The organism is Solwaraspora sp. WMMD1047, from assembly GCF_029626155.1.
In the GTDB taxonomy this organism is placed as follows: Bacteria; Actinomycetota; Actinomycetes; order Mycobacteriales; family Micromonosporaceae; genus WMMD1047.
On the sequence record NZ_JARUBL010000001.1, the window covers coordinates 5964141 to 5982316 of the forward strand.

16 protein-coding genes, 1 pseudogene and 2 CRISPR repeat arrays are annotated in these 18176 nt (G+C 68.7%); of the genes and pseudogenes, 4 read left to right on the forward strand and 13 right to left on the reverse strand.

Features of this window, described 5'->3' with window-relative positions; genetic code table 11:
- Positions 1-210: 210 nt before the first annotated feature.
- Together O7627_RS27240 and O7627_RS27245 are read right to left on the reverse strand one after the other, a co-directional pair.
- Complete coding sequence (locus O7627_RS27240; RefSeq protein WP_278096317.1) at positions 211-1014, reverse strand: TIGR02452 family protein; 804 nt, start codon at positions 1012-1014, stop codon at positions 211-213.
- A 193-nt stretch (positions 1015-1207) separates the two neighbouring features.
- The gene (locus tag O7627_RS27245) at positions 1208-1444 is read right to left on the reverse strand and encodes a hypothetical protein (RefSeq protein WP_347404680.1); all 237 of its coding nucleotides are present in this window, start codon (positions 1442-1444) and stop codon (positions 1208-1210) included.
- Between O7627_RS27245 and O7627_RS27250 the strand changes: the two genes are divergently transcribed.
- Complete coding sequence (locus tag O7627_RS27250; protein WP_347404719.1) at positions 1427-1813, forward strand: VOC family protein; 387 nt, start codon at positions 1427-1429, stop codon at positions 1811-1813. The genes O7627_RS27245 and O7627_RS27250 overlap by 18 nt on opposite strands.
- A gap of 61 nt (positions 1814-1874) precedes the next feature.
- Here the strand turns inward: O7627_RS27250 and O7627_RS27255 are convergent, their stop codons facing one another.
- Positions 1875-2348, reverse strand: a complete 474-nt coding sequence (locus tag O7627_RS27255) for an SDR family NAD(P)-dependent oxidoreductase (protein ID WP_278096318.1) — start codon at positions 2346-2348, stop codon at positions 1875-1877.
- Positions 2349-2505: 157 nt separating this feature from the next.
- Here O7627_RS27255 and O7627_RS27260 point away from each other — a divergent pair, with 157 nt between their 5' ends.
- Complete coding sequence (locus O7627_RS27260) at positions 2506-2913, forward strand: hypothetical protein (RefSeq protein WP_278096319.1); 408 nt, start codon at positions 2506-2508, stop codon at positions 2911-2913.
- Positions 2914-3696, forward strand: a complete 783-nt coding sequence (locus O7627_RS27265; RefSeq protein WP_278096320.1) for a methyltransferase domain-containing protein — start codon at positions 2914-2916, stop codon at positions 3694-3696.
- 583 nt (positions 3697-4279) lie between these two features.
- A CRISPR array of direct repeats spans positions 4280-4818; the repeat unit is 36 nt; unit sequence GCCTCAATGAAGGGCAGCTCCGTCGGGAGCTGCGGC.
- Positions 4819-4939: 121 nt separating this feature from the next.
- Here the strand turns inward: O7627_RS27265 and O7627_RS27270 are convergent.
- Positions 4940-5713, reverse strand: coding sequence for a hypothetical protein (locus O7627_RS27270; protein ID WP_278096321.1), 774 nt, complete (start codon positions 5711-5713; stop codon positions 4940-4942).
- Between the two features lie 280 nt (positions 5714-5993).
- A complete protein-coding gene (locus tag O7627_RS27275) occupies positions 5994-7010 on the reverse strand; it encodes a hypothetical protein (protein WP_278096322.1) in 1017 nt (338 codons plus the stop codon).
- Between the two features lie 670 nt (positions 7011-7680).
- Between O7627_RS27275 and O7627_RS27280 the strand changes: the two genes are divergently transcribed.
- Positions 7681-8118 (forward strand): pentapeptide repeat-containing protein, encoded by a 438-nt coding sequence (locus O7627_RS27280; protein WP_278098455.1) that lies wholly within the window; start codon positions 7681-7683, stop codon positions 8116-8118.
- A 125-nt stretch (positions 8119-8243) separates the two neighbouring features.
- Positions 8244-9533: a CRISPR direct-repeat array (repeat unit 36 nt; unit sequence GCCTCAATGAAGGGCAGCTCCGTCGGGAGCTGCGGC).
- A 184-nt stretch (positions 9534-9717) separates the two neighbouring features.
- Here the strand turns inward: O7627_RS27280 and cas2 are convergent.
- The 8 genes and pseudogenes from cas2 to cas7u all read right to left on the reverse strand — a co-directional run bounded on the left by cas2 (position 9718) and on the right by cas7u (position 18168).
- Positions 9718-10020 carry a CRISPR-associated endonuclease Cas2 gene (gene cas2, locus O7627_RS27285; protein WP_278098456.1) on the reverse strand — a complete coding sequence of 101 codons (303 nt, stop codon included), beginning with the start codon at positions 10018-10020 and terminating at the stop codon, positions 9718-9720.
- Complete coding sequence (gene cas1, locus O7627_RS27290) at positions 10017-10430, reverse strand: CRISPR-associated endonuclease Cas1 (protein ID WP_347404720.1); 414 nt, start codon at positions 10428-10430, stop codon at positions 10017-10019. Before cas1 ends, cas2 begins: the two co-directional genes overlap by 4 nt.
- 85 nt (positions 10431-10515) lie before the next feature.
- A pseudogene (locus O7627_RS27295) lies at positions 10516-10692 on the reverse strand (CRISPR-associated endonuclease Cas1); the annotation flags it as partial.
- On the reverse strand, positions 10643-11518 hold the full coding sequence (locus O7627_RS27300; RefSeq protein ID WP_347404681.1) for a CRISPR-associated endonuclease Cas1: 876 nt from the start codon (positions 11516-11518) through the stop codon (positions 10643-10645). The gene O7627_RS27300 and the pseudogene O7627_RS27295, both read right to left, overlap by 50 nt.
- A gap of 89 nt (positions 11519-11607) precedes the next feature.
- Positions 11608-12654 (reverse strand): hypothetical protein, encoded by a 1047-nt coding sequence (locus tag O7627_RS27305; RefSeq protein ID WP_278096324.1) that lies wholly within the window; start codon positions 12652-12654, stop codon positions 11608-11610.
- Positions 12651-15422, reverse strand: coding sequence for a type I-U CRISPR-associated helicase/endonuclease Cas3 (gene cas3u / locus O7627_RS27310; RefSeq protein WP_278096325.1), 2772 nt, complete (start codon positions 15420-15422; stop codon positions 12651-12653). Before cas3u ends, O7627_RS27305 begins: the two co-directional genes overlap by 4 nt.
- Positions 15419-16936 carry a type I-U CRISPR-associated protein Csb2 gene (gene csb2 / locus O7627_RS27315; protein ID WP_278096326.1) on the reverse strand — a complete coding sequence of 506 codons (1518 nt, stop codon included), beginning with the start codon at positions 16934-16936 and terminating at the stop codon, positions 15419-15421. The genes cas3u and csb2 overlap by 4 nt, the downstream gene beginning before the upstream one ends.
- Positions 16933-18168, reverse strand: a complete 1236-nt coding sequence (gene cas7u / locus O7627_RS27320) for a type I-U CRISPR-associated RAMP protein Csb1/Cas7u (RefSeq protein WP_278096327.1) — start codon at positions 18166-18168, stop codon at positions 16933-16935. The genes csb2 and cas7u overlap by 4 nt, the downstream gene beginning before the upstream one ends.
- Between the last annotated feature and the right edge of the window lie 8 nt (positions 18169-18176).

Genomic DNA, 18176 nt, shown 5'->3' on the forward strand with positions numbered 1-18176 from the left:
ACTTAACGGAAACCGTTATGATAATCATCGTCGGCAGCCGGCGCCGGCGAGCCTCAAAACTGGCCCCGTCAGGTCGCTACCACGACCGACTGCGAGGATCTCGTGACCGCGAGCTCCGGGAACGTAGTCGATCGGAAAGACTTAGGTCAGTCTCAGACATTCGGAAGGACCTGTCCGCCACTCAGGCACGCTCCCAAGGCCAAAGCGAAGTCAGTCTCGGGTGAAGGCGTTGGCGAACGCGGTGTAGGTCGCGGTGGCGGGTTGGCGGTCCAGGACGGCGAACACCACCTGGTCGAACCATGGGCTGTGGCGCAGTACGGTGGCGAACGCGGCGGCGACGGTGGCCGGGTCGTTGCCGAACACGCCGCAGCCCCATGCGCCGAGCACCAGCCGGCGGTGACCGTGGGCGGCGGCCACCCGAAGCACGCGTTCGGCGCGGTGGGCCAGCACCGCCGGTAGGTCCGGCAGGTGTTGCGGCCGGCCGCGGGTGATCGCCGCCCGGTTCGGCGCGGCTGAGGTCAGAAACGACACCGGGTACGCCCGCGGCAGCAGCCGCCCCTGGTCGTCGCGGAACACCGGTACGTGCGGGGAGTAGATCACCCGGTCGCTGTAGAGCAGCTCCGGATGGGACCGGTGATGGGAGTAGAAGTCACCGGCCGCCCGCAGGCACGGATAGAGCGCCGAGCTGCGGGCCAGACTCTCCTCCTGCGCTTGGGCGCCGTTGAGGAAACCACCGCCGGGGTTGCGCGCCGACGCGAACACCAGACACGCGAGGTCCCCGCCGAGCCGGCGGGTCGCGACCAGACTCGACTCATTTGTCACCTCGACCGCCAACGGCGCGTCAACCGGAACGGGTGCTGCCAGGTCGTCTTCGGGTGCGTACAGGCGGGTACCGGCCACCGCCCGAGCGACCTGCTCGCCGATGACCACCGCGCCCCCATCGGCGGCACGGTAGGCGCCGCGCTCGGTGATCTGGACCGTCTCCTGGGCGATCGCCCGTAGTCGACTACTCACAACCGGCATCATCGCGGTCCGGCCCCGCATTCCGCGACTGAAATCGGCCGGGCTGTCATCGTCGTGCCGGTGCCGCCCCACGCCGGTCTCCCTCGGGTGTCAGCAGGTCAGCTCAGGCGGTCCAGCTTTTCGCGAGCGGCGGTGCCGGGCCGAGCCGTCAGGGCCACGACGCGAAGGTCGGTGTTCTGAGTGGTCAGGACGTTGGCGTCCAGCGGGATGGCGCCCACCTCCGGTGGATGGCGGTCTTGTGCGCGCTCTCGTGGACGGCCACCGCCCGTAGCGCCCAGAGGCGACGGAATCGCTCGTTCCCCGCCAGCCGCGAGACCAGCGCCGCCACGTCCGGGTCGTTCGGAGAGCGGGCGCTGATGGCACGCAGGTCGGACACCAACGACTGCTCGAAGTACGCCCGGCCCTGTTCGAGGCGGGCCACGTACTCGGCGGATATGCCGGCCGGGGTCGCCAGCTCGCCGCGTCGGAGCCCCGCGACCCGGCGGGGGAACGCGTTCGCGAGACGGCAGCGGCCGGGTCGACACGGTCCCGCCAGGTTCAGTACGACAGCCCGCAGCCGAAGCCCTTCACCGGTCGCAACTGCGACGGGGTCATGCACCTGTGTTTCGAGGTCGGCGACCTCGACGCGGCGCACCGCGACCTGGTGGAGCGGGGCGTGCACGTCAACGCCGATCCGGTCGTACTCCAGGACGGCGACGGCGTCGAGGCGGGACCGTTGGCCGGCACGAAGATCCTCTACCTGCGCGACCCCGACGGCATCCAGCTGGAACTGTTCGAGTTGCCGTCATAGTGAGCGTCGGCTCTCCCGGCCCGATCGACAGGAGAGCCGACCCGCTGGTCACGAGCGGTGATCAGATGGTGAAGCCGCCGTCGACGTTTACCGTCGCGCCGGTGATGTAACGCCCATCCGGGCCGGCGAGGAACGCCACCGCGGCGGCCACGTCGGCGGCCTGGGAGGCCACGAACGGCGCCCGCACGTTGACCGCGACGGTCTGTTCGAACTCATCCAGACTCAAACCCTCCAACGGACCGAGCAGGAACACGCCAGCGTTGTTGACCAGAATGTCCAGCCGACCCAGCTCACCGGCGACCCGGTCGACCGCGTCGACCACCGCCGCCGGGTCGGCGCTGTCCGCCCGCACGGCGATCGCCCGCCGTCCCGCGGCCTTGATCTGGTCCACCACCTCGTCGGCGCGCTGCTGATTCCGCTGGAACGTCAGCGCCACATCGGCGCCCTCCCCGGCCAGGCGCAACGCCACCGCAGCGCCAATGCCACGACCACCACCGGTGACCAGAGCCACCTTGCCGTTCAACTCCTTGTTCATGGCCAGGAAGCCTGGTCGACGGAAGGCCAGCCGTCTGGCGGTGATCGGACGCCGCGTTCATGACAACCCCAACACCATCAGTACGCGCGGAAGACCCACGGCCGATCCTGGTACCTTGCGAGCGCTCGTAGTCGACCTGGCATCCGAGGGACCTCCGGTGAGTTCAGCCATCCACCACTTGACTGCCGTCTGTTACCAACGCGACGGCCGACCCTCGGCGACGGAGGAAATTCTCTCGCCATCCTGGTCGAGCGTCGCCGAGGCGATCCGGCGCATGGACGACTACTGCTATCCCGTCGTTCAGCTCAACCGCACCGAACATGATGATGATGACGCGATCTTCAACGTCATCGGGGGCCTGGGCTCCTATGCGCTGTTCCACCAGACGGGCGAGTGGCAGTACGTCGACCCGGACGGCTCCCCCGACGAGGTACGCCTCTGGCAAAGTGGCCAGGGCTATTTCTGCGCGAAGCGCAATATCGTCACCGATATCGACAAGGCGCTCCGCATCGTACGGGTCTTCTACGAAACCGGGTCGTACGATGACCTGGACGCCGTACGGTAGATGACTCCGCCCGTGAACGCCGCCGACCAGATCGCCTACCTCGACCAGGCGGCGGCCAGTGCTCCGGGACGCCGATACAAGCAGCACCTGCTGACAGCGCTGGACCTGCACCCAGGCCACGTCGTGCTCGACGTCGGATGCGGACCCGGGATCGACCTGGCCGCGATGGCCGCCACGGTCGGAACCGGCGGAGCCGTCATCGGCATCGATCACGACCCCGCGATGTTGGAGCAGGCCCGGCACCGCACCGCGGCCCACCCACACGTCACCGTGCGCCCCGGCGACGCCCACGCCCTGCCCCTCGACGACGCCAGCGTCGACCGCGCCCGCACCGACCGGGTACTGCAACACCTCGCCGACCCCCGCCGGGCACTCGCCGAACTGCGACGGGTGGTACGCCCCGGCGGCCTGGTCGCACTCGCCGAACCCGACTGGGACACCCTCGCCATCGACGCCACCGACACCGCAACCAGCCGGGCCTACACCCGCTACATCGTCAGCGAGGTGGTACGCAACGCCGACATCGGACGACAACTCGGCCGGCTCCTCACCGACGCCGGCTTCGAAGTCACCTCCATCGAGCCCACCGTCGCCCTGTTCCGCGACTACCACACCGCGAACGCCATCCTCCGAATGCCGGCAGTAGCCGAACAGGCGTGGCAGTCCGGAGCTCTCGACGAGAACACCACCCGGACCTGGCTCACCAGCCTGACCACCGGCCCGTTCCTGGCCGCCGTCACGTTCTTCACCACCACCGGCCGCGTCCCCACCGATTACAGCTAGCCGGCGGCACACGGAGCCGCACAGGCGATGGCGTTTCCGCCAGCAATATTGGCGGGCGGTCGGCGTCGCGGTCTGAGCAGGAGCACGCGGCTGGGTTCAGCTTGCCCGATTTCCTCTTGACCGACCGGCTGCGCACACCCGAGAGCGCCGATCCCACGGTCCGCGTGATCCACGCCTATGCACTTCGCCGTCAGACCGGATCTTTGTGAGCACGGATGTGATCACAACACGATGGCCCACCGACGTTAGTCGATGGGCCATACAGCCTGAACTGCCAAAACAAGGGTGGAGCCGAGGGGACTCGAACCCCTGACCCCCACACTGCCAGTAAGGTAACGGTTTCATCACGCAGTATCGGGAGATGTCGATCTCTCTCTTGAACAGGGAAAACAGGCCGATCCTAATGTCAGCTACTCCCACCCAGGGCTAACCAATCCGGTCCATTCGATCTTGATGTGTGAGCACACTTGTGAGCACGAAAAATGTGGGAGCCTTGTGCGGGACCGTCAACGGAACCGCAAGAGCGCGCATCTGCACTGTAGGAAACTGCAGCGGCCGAGGCGGCTGGCGCTGATGGCCGGCCGCCTCAATGAAGGGCAGCTCCATCGGGAGCTGCGGCCGCATCGAAAACCGCGTCCTCTTCCACGTCGGCCTGCATGCCTCAATGAAGGGCAGCTCCGTCGGGAGCTGCGGCTCGTGGCCGGTACGCGGAATGCGACGCCTCAATGAAGGGCAGCTCCGTCGGGAGCTGCGGCCCGGCCCGCCCGGGCCATCAGGTCGATCGACTCCGGCCCGCCTCAATGAAGGGCAGCTCCATCGGGAGCTACGGCCGCTGTCTCGCCCACGAACCCGCCATCTCAGACCGGCCAGCCTCAATGAAGGGCAGCTCCGTCGGGAGCTGCGGCCGGCGTGGGCCTGGAGCAGTGCCTGACCCCGGCGACCCGGCCTCAATGAAGGGCAGCTCCGTCAGGAGCTGCGGCAGTCTCATTGTCCGTGGCCTGCCGCTGCGTACCGCGCCTCAATGAAGGGCAGCTCCGTCGGGAGCTGCGGCGCCGTCGGCTGCATCACCGCCGGGTGGACCGCCACGCCTCAATGAAGCGCAACTCCGTCGGGAGCTGCGGCTGGTTGAGCCGCATGCCCCGCACCGATCTTGCGATTCCGCCCGCTTGGTCTCGCAGTTCGGCGTAGCGTCGCACCAAACCCGGTTCGGTCGCCACCGCGGTGTGGGCAGTGTGCCTGGTGTTCACTTTCGTGCCCAGCCGTCGCCGTCGGGGTAGACCACGTCGATGCCGACCGATCGGGTGTAGGCGAGCAGGTCTGGTCTGGGGCAAGAGGGGACGAGGATCGTTCGAGTCTTGGCATCGACGAATCGGCCGTAATCGAAGAGCTGTCCGACGGCGTGGCGAAGTTGGTCGCGGGTGACGTTGCCCTTGGCCTCGACAAGTTCACCGGTTGTGTCATCCCACAAGTCACTGTAGAGAGGCGCGCCTTCACCTGCCGGTACTACCCGCAGCCGGCTAACTACATGGCCAGAGCTTTGGAGGTGTCGTCGGTAGCGCTGTACCAGGGCGGCCTCCGTCCGCTCGAACCCATACAGGTCGCGGTTGGGGGTGACGAAGCCCCGTTCGGTGTGTTGCTCCTCGACGGGCACCTGGTCAACCGTCGTCTGGCTACGTGGCGTGACAGGCGTATGAGGTAGATCGACCGGTACGCCAGCGCGGGGACGAAGGCGGAAGACGATCACCTGCCGGATAGTGTTCTCGTCGCCGGTCTCGTGGGCGTCACGCCAGTAGGTGTCGACCAGCTCGAACTCGCCGAGGTACCGAACCTCTGAGCCATGAGCCTTAAAACCTTCGAGGGTGCGTCCTTCCTCTCGATGCCGCAAGATCGACTTGTTGCCTTGGACGAAGCGCTGGTCGCCCGTTTGGCCCTCGCCGACGTAGTTGAACAGGCCGTCGTCGTCCCAGCCGTCGTAGTAGCCATGCTGATGCCCGGTCCGCGGATCGGTAAAGAACATGACCGCCGGTACTTCGCGGGACGGCGAGATCCCGCCCTGCCTGCGCCCACCGAAGCGCGCATGGACCTCCCGACGAGGAAGGAGATCGCCTGGATCGAGACCTGGTAGCACTGTACCTCCAAATTTAGGGGTCGATTTCGACCCTAAACTTTGTAGGTAAGTTTGTCCAGCTCGCCGACCCCTCGCGCGCCAGGCACCGACCGACTCCTACGCCCGCCGGGACACTTGGATGCTCGAAAAGCCCGCCCGTGCAAGCGGGCCAGATCGTTGGCGCAGTTCGTTAGCTCTCGGTTGCGCCCTCGCCTGGAGGCATGGTCGACTGGCACTGATCCTCAGGATGCTTGTAGCGCAGCGGTGGATCCGGCCGCTCAAAGTCTGAGACCATGAGCCCGATCCCGATGTGCAGCTCCGCCTCCTCCGCGCTGTCTTCTGGAGCCTTGAGCCGCAACCGCTCGTACAGGGTGAACCGGTTCAATGCCATTAGGGTGACCAGCGCTGACCCGTAATGGCTCGCCGTGATGACCGCACCTCGATATGACAGATAGACAACGCCATACGGGACCAGGGCGAGCAGCAACCACGTACCGTCATCCCACAGGAAGACCACCGTCGCCACGCAGGCGATGAGGGACACGAGGCATATGCGGACCGTCAGATCCATAGTGGCCCGCTGATCGTTCACGTAGGCCATGTGCGCTGGCGGCGCGACCACCGCCAACATCGGCGTAATCTCCGGAAGGTTTGCCCCGTACGGTCGACCAACACCGACCTCGTATCGCCGAAGCATATTCCCGAGCCGGGTCGGCATGACCTCCTCCAGATACGCGGGATACGCCTGCCGGGCACGCTGTGCCTCGTGCGCCAGAGAGCGCAGGCGGTCCCGACTCAGGCTGTGCTCCGGGCTGCTCTCGGCGAGTTCGCCCGCCTCGTCCACCAGCTCGTTCAGCGCCTGAAGACGCCGCCGGTGCCGGCGGATAGATCGGGCCCGTACCTCCTGGGCAATCTGCCCGGTGCCCCAGTAGCCTTCCAACAGCTGAACCATGGTGAACTGCAGCGGGTGCAGCACCAAGCCCAACGTGATGCCCAGGATCGCCACCAGCGCGGCTCCGCGGATCCCAAGGCTACTGATGCCACGGGCAGCACTGGTCCAATTCGGGCTACCGTGCCAGGCGCCACTGCCGATGAGCAGCCAGAGGTATATCACCAGCAGGGCCGACGGTAAGACACTGATCATGCTGAAGTAGCGGCCGACCCCCTGCCGGACGTCGGCCACAATTCCGGCGACTGGGGCTGTCACGTGGACTCCTCAACCAGCTTCCAGACGCCCTCCTCATGCCGCAGCAGGTGCCGGTTCGGGCATCGACGGCGGCCGTCGCGCAGCCGGGTCGTGTCCTGTCTACAGCGGGGGCATTTGACCCGAGAACTTGGTGCCGGGTTCCAGCCTGGCAGGTCAGGCGGCGGGTTGATCGAACAGAGACTGGACACGACCAGAGCGAGGATCACGAGGCCGGGGCGCCCACCCTGGCGCGTACCGCGGGACCGCAACCGCGCGGACGTCATAGGCCCCTCCCGGTGGGCATCCTATGGCGGCCGACGGCGCAGCGGATACCCGTCACCTGACGGAAGAATGACAGGATCAGCGCGTGCGTCCGGAAACCCCGTCCCAACCCGCCCCCACGAAGTCGGCCGACTCGCCTGCCGAGGCGGAGACGGAGCCGGCAACGACCGACCCCGCTCGCGTGAGGCTTCTGGTAGACGAGAGTGTCCAAGGAAGAGGGGTGTGGCTCTGGCCCGTAGCCGCCATCGGATGTCTGGCGCTCGCGGGATACCGCTTCGGCACCGCAGGAGCCTTGATCGTCGCCGCACAGCTCGTTTCTACCCTCGCATTCGTGGGCAGCCTCCGACTCCGCCCAGGTCGACCGGTGTCGGCGGCCCTGGCAGCGGTCGTGGTCGGGACTGCCACAGTCGTGTTGTTGCTATGGCAAATCGCTCCAGCCGCCCACTGGCCGCGCGGTGCGCCTCCCAGAACTCCGGGACCCGCCGACCTACGCGGATCCCGCCCCTCGGCGCCTCAGCTCCGCGACCTTGACCTTCGAGGAGCACATCTGACGGGGGCCGACCTCGATAGGGCGGTCCTCACCGGACGCGACCTATCTGGCGCCGCGGCGGCAGGCGCCTCTTTGCGCCATGCCAATCTCACCGGCGCGGTACTCCGGGGTGCGGACCTCCGCGGCGCGGACCTCTCCGGCGCATGTCTACGCGACGTCGACCTCGAAGGCGCCGAGCTGACCGGAATCCGGGTTACCGGCGCCGACTTCGGAGACCGCAAACCGGGCCGAGAACTTAGCCGCACTTTCTACGGCGTACCCCTGCCCGCCGGCACAGCTGAAAGCTGTCACCGATAGACCCGTCGATGAGCTGTTGCACTCAATACCGACTGGCCACGTTAATTGGCGTGGAAAGTCCGGCCACTCCTACGCACCGCCCACAGCCACGGTCTGCCCGATTTCCGGCCGCTCGCCCGGGTGGATCCCTCAGTGAAGGGCAGCTCCGACGGGGAGCTGCGGCCAGCAGCGCAAGGTAGTTGTAGGTGGCCTCCGGGCCTCAATGAAGGGCAGTCCGTCGGGAGCTGCGGCCATGCCCTCGGGGCCGACGTTGGGCTGCGCCCCGATCCGGCCTCTATGAAGGGCAGCTCCGTCGGGAGCTGCGGCACGGGCACGTGATCACCAACCACACCGGCCAGCGCACGCCTCAATGAAGGGCAGCTCCGTCGGGAGCTGCGGTCAAATCACGCGTTCACGAAGAACCTGGCAGGCGTGCCTCAATGAAGGGCAGCTCCATCGGGACCTGCGGCACGCGACGAAGCGCCCAGTAGATCGGCCGGGGTCACCTCGCCTCAGTGAAGGGCGGCTCCGTCGGGAGCTGCGGCGTTGAGGTAGACACGGCGTTCGACGAGGTCGTAGCAGCCTCAATGAAGGGCAGCTCCGTCGGGAGCTGCGGCGCCGGTCGCCGCGGCGGCGGTAGATTCGCCGGACCTCGCCTCAATGAAGGGTAGCTCCGTCGGGAGCTGCGGCCACCGGGGCGGGTGGAGTGGACGACCTGCACGAGCTGGCCTCAATGAAGGGCAGCTCCGTCGGGAACTGCGGCTGGTCGAGGTCTGCAGCTCGGCCGGGGTGCGGTGGTGGTCGCCTCAATGATGGGCAGCTCCGTCGGGAGCTGCGGCTCGGTCACCGGCGCAGCAGCCGGGCGACGGTGGCCGGGCTGCCTCAATGAAGGGCAGCTCCGTCGGGAGCTGCGGCTCGTCGGCGAGCTGGGCACCCGCGACGCGGGCGGGGTGCCTCAATGAAGGGCAGCTCCGTCGGGAGCTGCGGCCGGTGAGCGCGTCGACCGGATCGCCGTCGCGGCCTCCGAGCCTCAATGAAGGGCAGCTCCGTCGGGAGCTGCGGCGGGGTTGCTGTTCAGCGCTCCAAGTTTCACGAGGTAGTCGCCTCAATGAAGGGCAGCTCCGTCGGGAGCTGCGGCTGACGTGCGAATCTGTACCCGCTGACCACACTCCCTAGTGCCTCAATGAAGGGCAGCTCCGTCGGGAGCTGCGGCGCTGATGGGCATGCGGATCGACGCGGGCGACGTGACCCGGCCTCAATGAAGGGCAGCTCCGTCGGGAGCTGCGGCTCGCCGAGCGGCACGGCGCCGCCGGCATCTGGGGCCTCTGGCCTCAATGAAGGGCAGCTCCGTCGGGAGCTGCGGCTCGGATCGAGCAGGTCGACTATTCGGCCCTGGTGGTGCCTCAATGAAGGGCAGCTCCGTCGGGAGCTGCGGCAGGGCCGAAATTCTAGCCGTCCTGAGCTGCGGTTGAGCCGGTCGCTGCGAAGGGTCCGCTCCGCGTGGTCGATCCGACGCACGCAAGGCCACCACGGCGCCACTCACCAGGTGGCGTGAACTGGTCAAACATCGCTGCGAGGGGTCCGCGCTCACGGCCGGGACGACGGAGGCTTCGCGGTGGGCTACAGAATCGCTGGTCCGTGGCCCGTGATGGTTTGGCTGCGGCCGATCACGTCGAGCGTTCGGCGCTGGTTGTCTCGAAGGGTACCCAGGTTACAGAACAGGATGGAATCCGAGCCTTCGTCGATCATGTCGATGAGCTGGGAACGGAGCCGCAGGAGCTTTGCCGGGCGGGCATCCACGATGAAGACGCTGTACTGGACGCTGTCACCGTAGGATTCGAGCTTCTTGGCCACCTTCGTTCGGCGGACGTCGTCCGAGACGTAATACGCAATGAGGTAGCGCCGTACGTCTCCCAGGCTCATCGGATCTTGATGCCCTGGTATCGGGACTGCGTTCCGTCGATCACTCCGAGGACGAGTCGTGCCTGGATCCCCATCGCGCGCCGCCACGTCACGTCGTACCCGAATATCGGGTGGCGAAAGGTGCCGGTGACGCGGCGTTCGTAGCCGGCGACGAGGGCCCTGCGTCCACGCTCGCCGATGCGCGTGGTGCCGAGCACCGTGGAGAAGTCCCTGGTACGAAGCTCGCCGTTGTTGAAGGCGTGGATGACTACGGAGTCGGCGACCGGGGCACGGAACTCTTCGACCAGGTCGAGGGCGAGGGCCGGTTTGTTGCGTCCGCTGCTGTGCAGGAACCCGGCGTGGGGGTCGAGCCCGCAGGCGACGACGGCCCGCAGGGTGTCCGCGGTCAGCAGTCCGTAGCAGAGGTTCAGCGCGGCGTTGACCGGGTCTCGGGCGGGACCGCCTCGTCCGTACGGAAGAGGTCAGCTCCTCGGCCGCCACCACTTTGGGCCGGAACATGGTGAGGAAGTGCTCGAAGTACCGCGCCGCGGCGTCGCCCTCGATGCCGAAGAGGTCAGTCAGCGACGGTGCGTCGAGGGCGTCCCGCTGCAGTTCCCGCAGTCGTGTCACCGCTGCCAGGGCATCACCGTGGCGACGCAGCAACGTCGCCTGGTTGGCAACCTTCGCGGCCACGAACTGTCGGGCCAGGTCGATACGGCCCGTTGTGGGAGGCGACGTGTTGGCGCAGTCGCGGCCCGCCGTTGGGTCCTTGGGCTGCCCTGGCCCATCCGGTGACCCGACCCGAGCTGGTGCACCACACCAGGGAGAGGCTGCGCCACAGCACCTCCCGGATGAGGCCGCTGGATAGATCGACGTTGCCGTGCACCACGACGCCTTGCACGCGTTCGATCGGGAAGGTGCCGAGCTTCTCGCCGCTCTTGCTGACCTCGATCCGGCCTCGGGCGACGTACGCCCGAGAGCCTGGTGTGGTCAGGTGCAGAACCTGCGTGTCCGGGTCGGCCACGACGATCCGGCGGGTCACCGGCGCGAGGTGGCGTCGTCGGGAAGCAGACGGTGATGTGCGAGCAGCGTGAGCAGCGCCGATCATCCTCCAGCGGAGGCGGCGCCTCCTCGGCGGCGAGGGTACGCGCGGTCTCGGCCACCATGTCCCGCGCGAGCGCCTTGTCGGCTGGGACAGAGGTACGTCCACGCGTGTGTGGTGGTTCGTGAAGTAGATCGCCTGCCCGGCCACCTGGTAGCCCATGTCGGCCAGCGCGCCGGGCCGGAGCGCGACCTGAATTCGCATCGGTTCGGTGACTTCGGGCCGGCGGCGCACCGGGGTGGCCTTGTGCTCGACGACGGTCATCGCGGCGTTGTCGTCGAGCTCGACGGTGTCGCAGCGCCCGATCACGCCGAGATCGTGGCTGATCACGTCGACTGCCCCGTAGCGGTTGGACCGCGACCCGGACGGGTCGTCGGCGGGAGTGTGGGCTTGGGTGCCGATCGCCATCTGGTGCATGTCGGTGGCCTCCCCCACCGCCTCCAGCCAGGCCCGGCGGGGGCAGAACGCCCGGTGCGCCACCAGGCTGATAGGGATCAGCTCGGGCATCAGCGACGCTCGGTCTTGAGCAGTTCGCCGAGCATGGCCCGGCGTTCGGGCGCGTTGTCGCTGCCAAAACGCTGTACCGGGAAGCGCACGACCGCGGTGACGCCCCGGTTCGCCAACCACTGTTGATCCGCCTCGCGCCGGGCCGCGTCGTCGTCCGACGCCCGCCCGAGGTTTTTCGCCGTGAGTCCGGTGGTCGCGAAGCGGGACATCTGCCCACTCGCGGTGATCGTCCGGTGCCGGGCCGTGCGCCACCGGTCCTTCCAGACGGGTACGTAGAAGTAGCCTGCTATCCCCGGTCCGATGTGGCCGGTGGTGCTGGCGCGGTCGTTGTTGCGCTGGGCAATGGGGAACTGCGAGATGCCCCAAAGCGCGCACCAGGCCAGCGCGTTGTCCGTGGGTCCGGGTGCGGCGAATCCGGTGGGCGTACGGCTGGCTGGCTGGTCCTTGCCGATCTCGTCGCGGACGCTACTGCCGAGCAGCCCATCGCTGACAGCGGCGGCCGTTCGGGCGGCGACGGCTGCAGCGAGCGGACGGATCCGGTTCCCGACGAACTCCGATCCCTGGTTGCGCGGCTGCATCTCCAGCCGGCTGGCGCCGTCGTCCTGCAACCGCTGGCCCTGCCGATTCCGGCTCCAGTAGCTCGGCTCACCGAGCGCGGCTATCAGCCGGAGGTCCAGCAGCGCTCGCGCGTCGGTGAGCTGGTCGAGCACAGCGTGTCTGCGGTTTTGCAGGTCACGCCAACTATCGCCGTCGGCGATGAGGCTGATACGGGGGCTCATCAGCGCGCGTTGCTCACCCTCGCTGAGCTGCCGACTTGGCCAGCTCTCTGGGTTGTCGTGCTCGGCCGCGTGCCGGCGTACGATCTCGCCGATCTTCTCGGGGGTGGCCTGCGGTGCGCTCAGCACCGGTCGGGGAGTCATTCCCCCGGTCCACGACAGCCGGACCTCTTCCAAGCCGCAGTCCTCGACGATCGCGGCAAGGCCATAGAGTGCCATGTGCGACAGCATCGTCGTCGATTCAGCGGTCGCCAGTACGAAGTCGGTCATGATCCCTCCGCGGAGACCTGTCCGTCGGCCGCACGGAGCAACGCTTCCAGGTATGCGCAGCCCCACACCCCCCAACGGATGTGTGTGCGTTCGATCAGCTCGTCCCACCGGCCCTCGTCGAACAGCGTGGCCGCGACCTCGTCGTGCTTGCCGACCAGGTGCTCGCTGGTGTGCGGGAACCCGTGCCGGCCGTGCCCGTGACTGGTGCCGACCAGCCGGGCCGCCAGATCCCGATGATCGTCTTCGAGAGCCGACAATGCGGGCCAGGCGCGGACCACGGAGAGTTGCTCGTGCCGCCAGCCGGTTGGCAACCCGGAGGAGGTTCGAAGTGTCCTCATCCGACGCGCGTCGCGTACGCCGCTCTTAGCCAGCGGCTCGGCCTGGTCTGGGTCGGCGTTCAACAGTCGTTGAAATCGTTCGTCGGCCTTGCCGTCGTCGTGGTGCAGCCCCGCGCGGCGCAGCACGTCCACCAATTCAGCGGCGAGCCCGAGCCGACCGGCGACGGCTCCGACCCGTTGCGCTACCGCGTCGGCGTGCCGGCGGAGCGGCACCCGTCGGCGGCGCGGAGTCCACGTCTGGCGCAGCTCGTCGTCGACGGTAGCGTTGCGGAGGTCGACAACGATCAGCCGGCAAAGTTCCAGCTCACCGTCGGCGGAGTCCTGCCAGTGCAGGATCACCTCGGCCCCGGCCGGCTCAGTGTCCGGCTGGTCGAGCAGACCGGTCGCCGCCACCACCATCGGGCGCGGTGTCAGCTCATCGCGGTGCGCCCGCAACAACCGGGCGATCTCGCTCAGCTCCGGTTCGACCACGGCCGGCTCGTCCGGGTCGACGGTCGTGGCGGCGATGGCGTCGAGAAACCGTCGGTGCGCGGCGGTGTCCCGCTCGATCCGGAGCACAACGTCACCCCGGCCAGGATTGTCGAGGGCGTCGAGCACGTCGTCGACCCGATCGTTGCCGTCCACGTCGACGACCCCGGCGATGAACAGCTCGGTGGTGTCGTCGACTACGAGTTGGTCGCCGGGGCGGAGAACCCGGCCAGGGTGCAGACGTTCGTCATCGGTCAGCGCGCGTGGCCTGCCGTCACCGGGCCGGACCAGCACCGAGCCCGGTTTCACCCGAAACCGGATCTCCTTCTCCCACCGGATCGACACCGGGAACACCTCGTGCTCGCGGGGCGGAAGGCTCTCCAACAGCGGGACGGCGTCGGCTTCGTCGGTCGGCAATGCCCGCCGCACGACGATGCCGAACTCGTGGTCGGGTTCGTCGAGGTCGTCCGACAGCCATAGGTCGAGGTCGTCCTGCGGTGCGGCGAGGTCGTCGCTGGTCCGGGCAAGGTGCCAGCTCTGGGCCAGCTCCAGCCGCTGCAACAGGTCCCGCCGCAGCGCCGGGGCCGGTGGTCGGGGCTCCCGCAGTGCCCACGGCGCCAGGCCAGCCGGGTCGGCGGCCCGGCCCACCAGCCATTCGTGGGCCGCCGCGAGGTCGTCCCGCTGGTACGGCCCGGACTTGGACCCGGTGGGCAGGTCGGCGGCCGGCACTATCACGGTGATCTCCGTCTGGCGCCGACCGAGCCGGTTGACCCGGCCGGCCCGCTGGGCGATGGCGCCGCCGGGTGCCAGTTCCGTCACCGCCGCGGCCAGGTCGAGGTCGACTCCGACTTCCAGGCTCTGGGTGCTCACCAGGACGTCGACGTTCGGGTCACCGAGAATGGTGAGCAGCTTTGACTTCGGCGGCCGGAGGCGGTCGACATCGTACGGCCGCAGCCGACCGCAGATCAGCTCGGTTTTCAGGCCCCGTGCCCGCAGTTCCCCGGCGACAGCGGCGGCGACCGCGACGGTGTTGACGAAGCAGCCGACCGTCGACTTGTGCCTCTGATGCAGCCGCATCGCCTCCTCGGTCAAGGCGGTGATGCCCGCCTTGCGTGCCGGGCCGCTGCGCGGAATCGGCCAGGACGGCAGCGGCAGCAGGGCGACCGGTTTCGGGGCGGTCAGCCGTTTCCGCAGTACCTCGTCCACGGCCAGGTCGTTCGGTTCGACGCCGACCGCCACCCCGGCGTCGGCGTGCGGGGTAGCGGTGGTCTCGACCACCTGCAGTATCGGCACTCCGATCGGTTCCTCCGCGACGGTGGCCAGTTCCGCGACCCGGCGGGCCGTGGTCACCAGTTGCCGGGACAGGTGTGCCTCGTCGACGACGGCTACTGTGTCGTACGCGAGTAAACCGGCCTCGCGCGGCCAGGCCTGCGCCCGAGACCCGTAGCCGGACAGCAGTAGCCGCGACCCCCACATGTCGGGCGTGGCGCAGAGCACCGCGCAGCTCAGCGGGTCGTCTAGCCATTCCCGTGACGGCGGTGCACCACCTCGTAGTAGCGCAATCGACAACGGCCGCTCAGCCGGGTCTTTACGGCCGGTACGCAGCGACTGCAGCGTCTCGGCCATACGTGCGAGGACGGTTCTACCTCCCCGAGCTTCCGCGAGCTGGTCCGCGATCGACGTCGCGTGCTCGTGCTGGTCGTCGACGAGAGCCCGCCGATCAACGATCAGCGCCAGCCGGCGCGGCACCCGGACCGGGTGACCGGAGGCCATCAGCGCCACCGCGAACACGTGTACGTCGACGACACTCGTCTTGCCCGACCCGGTAGGGGCCACGAGCTGGTCGGGCCACCGCCCGGTACGCAGGATGTGGTCAAGCAGCCGCTCCTGCCACCGGAACGGTCGTTGCCCACCGCGGACTGCGGCGAAGAAGGCGCCGAAGTCTGCGCGATCGACGCTCACCGGGCGAACCTCCGGACGATTTCGGACGGCAGATCCCGTGGCACCAGCAGCCCGCCGCCCACGTGCCGGCTCTGCCCGATGGCGGCGATCGTCCGGGAGCCGGTCAGATCACCAAGGCTCAGCACGGCCCGGTACGGCTGGATCACCGTCTCCGGATTCACCTTGTGCACGTAACGGCCCACGCCACCATCCATCACCCGTACCGCGGACTCGACCCGGACTCCGCGCCCGGCGGCCGCCTCGGCCAACGCCCGGTAACGCGCGTCGCCCCGGCCCGGCGCGGAGATCTCGTGCCGCCAGACCAGCGCGACCGACAGCGCGGCGGCGTCGGCAAGGGACCAGCGTCCGCCGCGGGGCGGACGGCTGTCGGGTACGGCGACCGGCTCGGTCTGCCACCATCGCTCGGTACCGGCCGCCGGCTCCGGCCAGAACTCGTCGGCGAGCACCTCCACCGGCGGCTGGACCGTGAACGGGCCGGTGGCGACCTTGACATGCCGCAGCCGCTGCACCGCCATCCGGATCAGGGTGAGGTCGACGTCGCTCGCCTCCCTCGGCAGCAGCAACGCCAGCGCGGGTCCGCCAACGTGCGGCGCGTCGTTGCCGAGGAACTGGATCGCGCACCGGTTCGCTGGCCGGGGCGCCCCTGGCTCGTATACGCCGGTCAGGATCGCGGGCGCGCCGTCACCGACGAGCCCGACGAGCGCGCGGTGCACGGCGACCGCGTGCCGCACCCGCCGCTCCGCCGGGATCGACGCGGCGAGCCGGAAGAGCAGCACCGACGTCCACGGCGTCGGCGGCGGTGGCGGCACCGGCCGCGCGTACCGGCCGAGTTCCAGACCGGTCGTCACCAGCGGCGGCGGCGTGGTCTTCTCGCTCGACCGGTGGGCGTCGGCCTTCAGCCGCGGCGCCACCGACGTCTCTCGGTGCGCCGCTTCCAGTGCCTCCGCCCGCCCGATGGTGGCGACCGCGAGGTCAAGCCCATCACCGGTGAACAGATCCGCTTCCCGGTCGAGACGATGGGTCGGCTCGGCGACGGCCACCGCGAGCCGCACCGGTGACTCACTGGTCCCCAGGTACGGCACCTCGGGGCAGAGGTCGGCCAGCGCCGCGGCCACCGGCTCGGGCGGCTCCTGCTCCCACGTCCAGGCGAACCGCCCGGTCACCGCCACACCGTTCACCGCCGGCTTGCCGACCAGCTTCTCCGACAACGGGCTGCTGCCTTCCTTGACGACCAGACCTTCCTTCCGGTACGCCGTCTCAGGGCCGTCGTTGCGCAGCGTCTCCGGTACGGCAACGCCGTCCGGCGGATTGGCCTCCAGCCAGCGCAACGCCTCGCGATCCGCGTCGGACGGTCGTAGCCCGTCGCCGTCGGCGACCGCCCGCACCCCCTGGGCCGCCGCGCAGAGCAGGGCGGCGTGCAGGCGGGCCGGTGACGGCAGCGGATCAAGCTGGCCACTGCCCACGTGCCCCTTGTAGACGCCGAGGAGCGGCTCGGCGACGATCGCGAAACTCATTCCTTCTCGTCCGCCTCGACCGCGCCGGAGACGATATCCGGGTTGCCAATGACCCGCATCGCCAGACCCGACCACGCGACATCGGCAACCTTCTCGGCGTGCGCGAGCGCCTCCCCAAGCAGCAGGTCGGCGGCGTCGATGCTGAGCGGCTCGACGTCCAGGAACGCACCTCCCCGCTGGTCAAGCCGTACCGTCGGCATTTCCGCCTCAACCAGGTCGCAGTTGGCCCGCAGGGAGAGCTCGGCATCGGATCGGGCGAGCGCGTTGAGCGCCAACGCGGCCAGTAACGCCCGGCAGGCGGCGTCGCCCTCGACCCCGGCACCGAATCGCATCTGCCGAAGGGTGGCGAAGGAGAGCACATGTGTGCGGATGATGGTGTCGCAGGCAACCCCGGCCAGTTGGTCGAGCGTCGGTGGGATACCGCCGAGGCCGAGCGCGGACGCCGATTCCCCGGCGCCGGGCTTGATCGCGTTCGCCGCCTTGACGATCTTGTCGTACGTGGCACGACTCAGTTCGTCTTGCTGCCGGGTCGCCGTCTCGGTCATCGCCTTCTTGCCGAGGTTGATCTGCATACCGACCGGGTCGACCCGGGCGCCGCCTCGCAGGCCGGGCTCCGGCTTCACCAGCGCACCGGTCTGGTCCCGGCCTGCGGAGACGAAGCCGACGATCTCCCCGACAAGCGCGCTGCGCCACCGGCCCTGGCGGCTGCGCCGGCTTGAGTCCCAGCCGCCGAAGACCAGCGTCACCGGGCTCGTCTCCAGCAGCGCCCGAGCGTTGGCCGGGCTCGCGTCCCGGACCGCCCGGTACGCCGGCGTCTGCGTGGTCGGCACGCCATCGATCGAGCCGGCACGAATGTGCCCATCGAACACCCGGTGCGGCAGCGTGAGGTCGTAATAGTGCTCGACTCCCCCGTCCCGCTCGTAGGTGACCCGCACGTGCGGAACCCGCGACAGCAGCGGGTGACCGTCCTCAACGGCTTGGGCCAGCGTCTGCTCGGCCCGGTTGAGCTGCGACTGCTTCGAGTCGATCACCACCGCGTACCGGCTCTCGTCACCGAGAAAACGCTGCTCGTACGCGTACACCCCGCCTTTCTTGTTCCGCTCAGCGAACTTGGCCGGCGCAACCGACGCGTGCCGCCCGCCGGCCGGCTCCAGCGCCGTCGTCGACGTCAGACAACTCGACCCACCGGGTGACCCAGCGGCAAGCAACGCAGCAAGATCCAACGAACGCATTCAAAGTC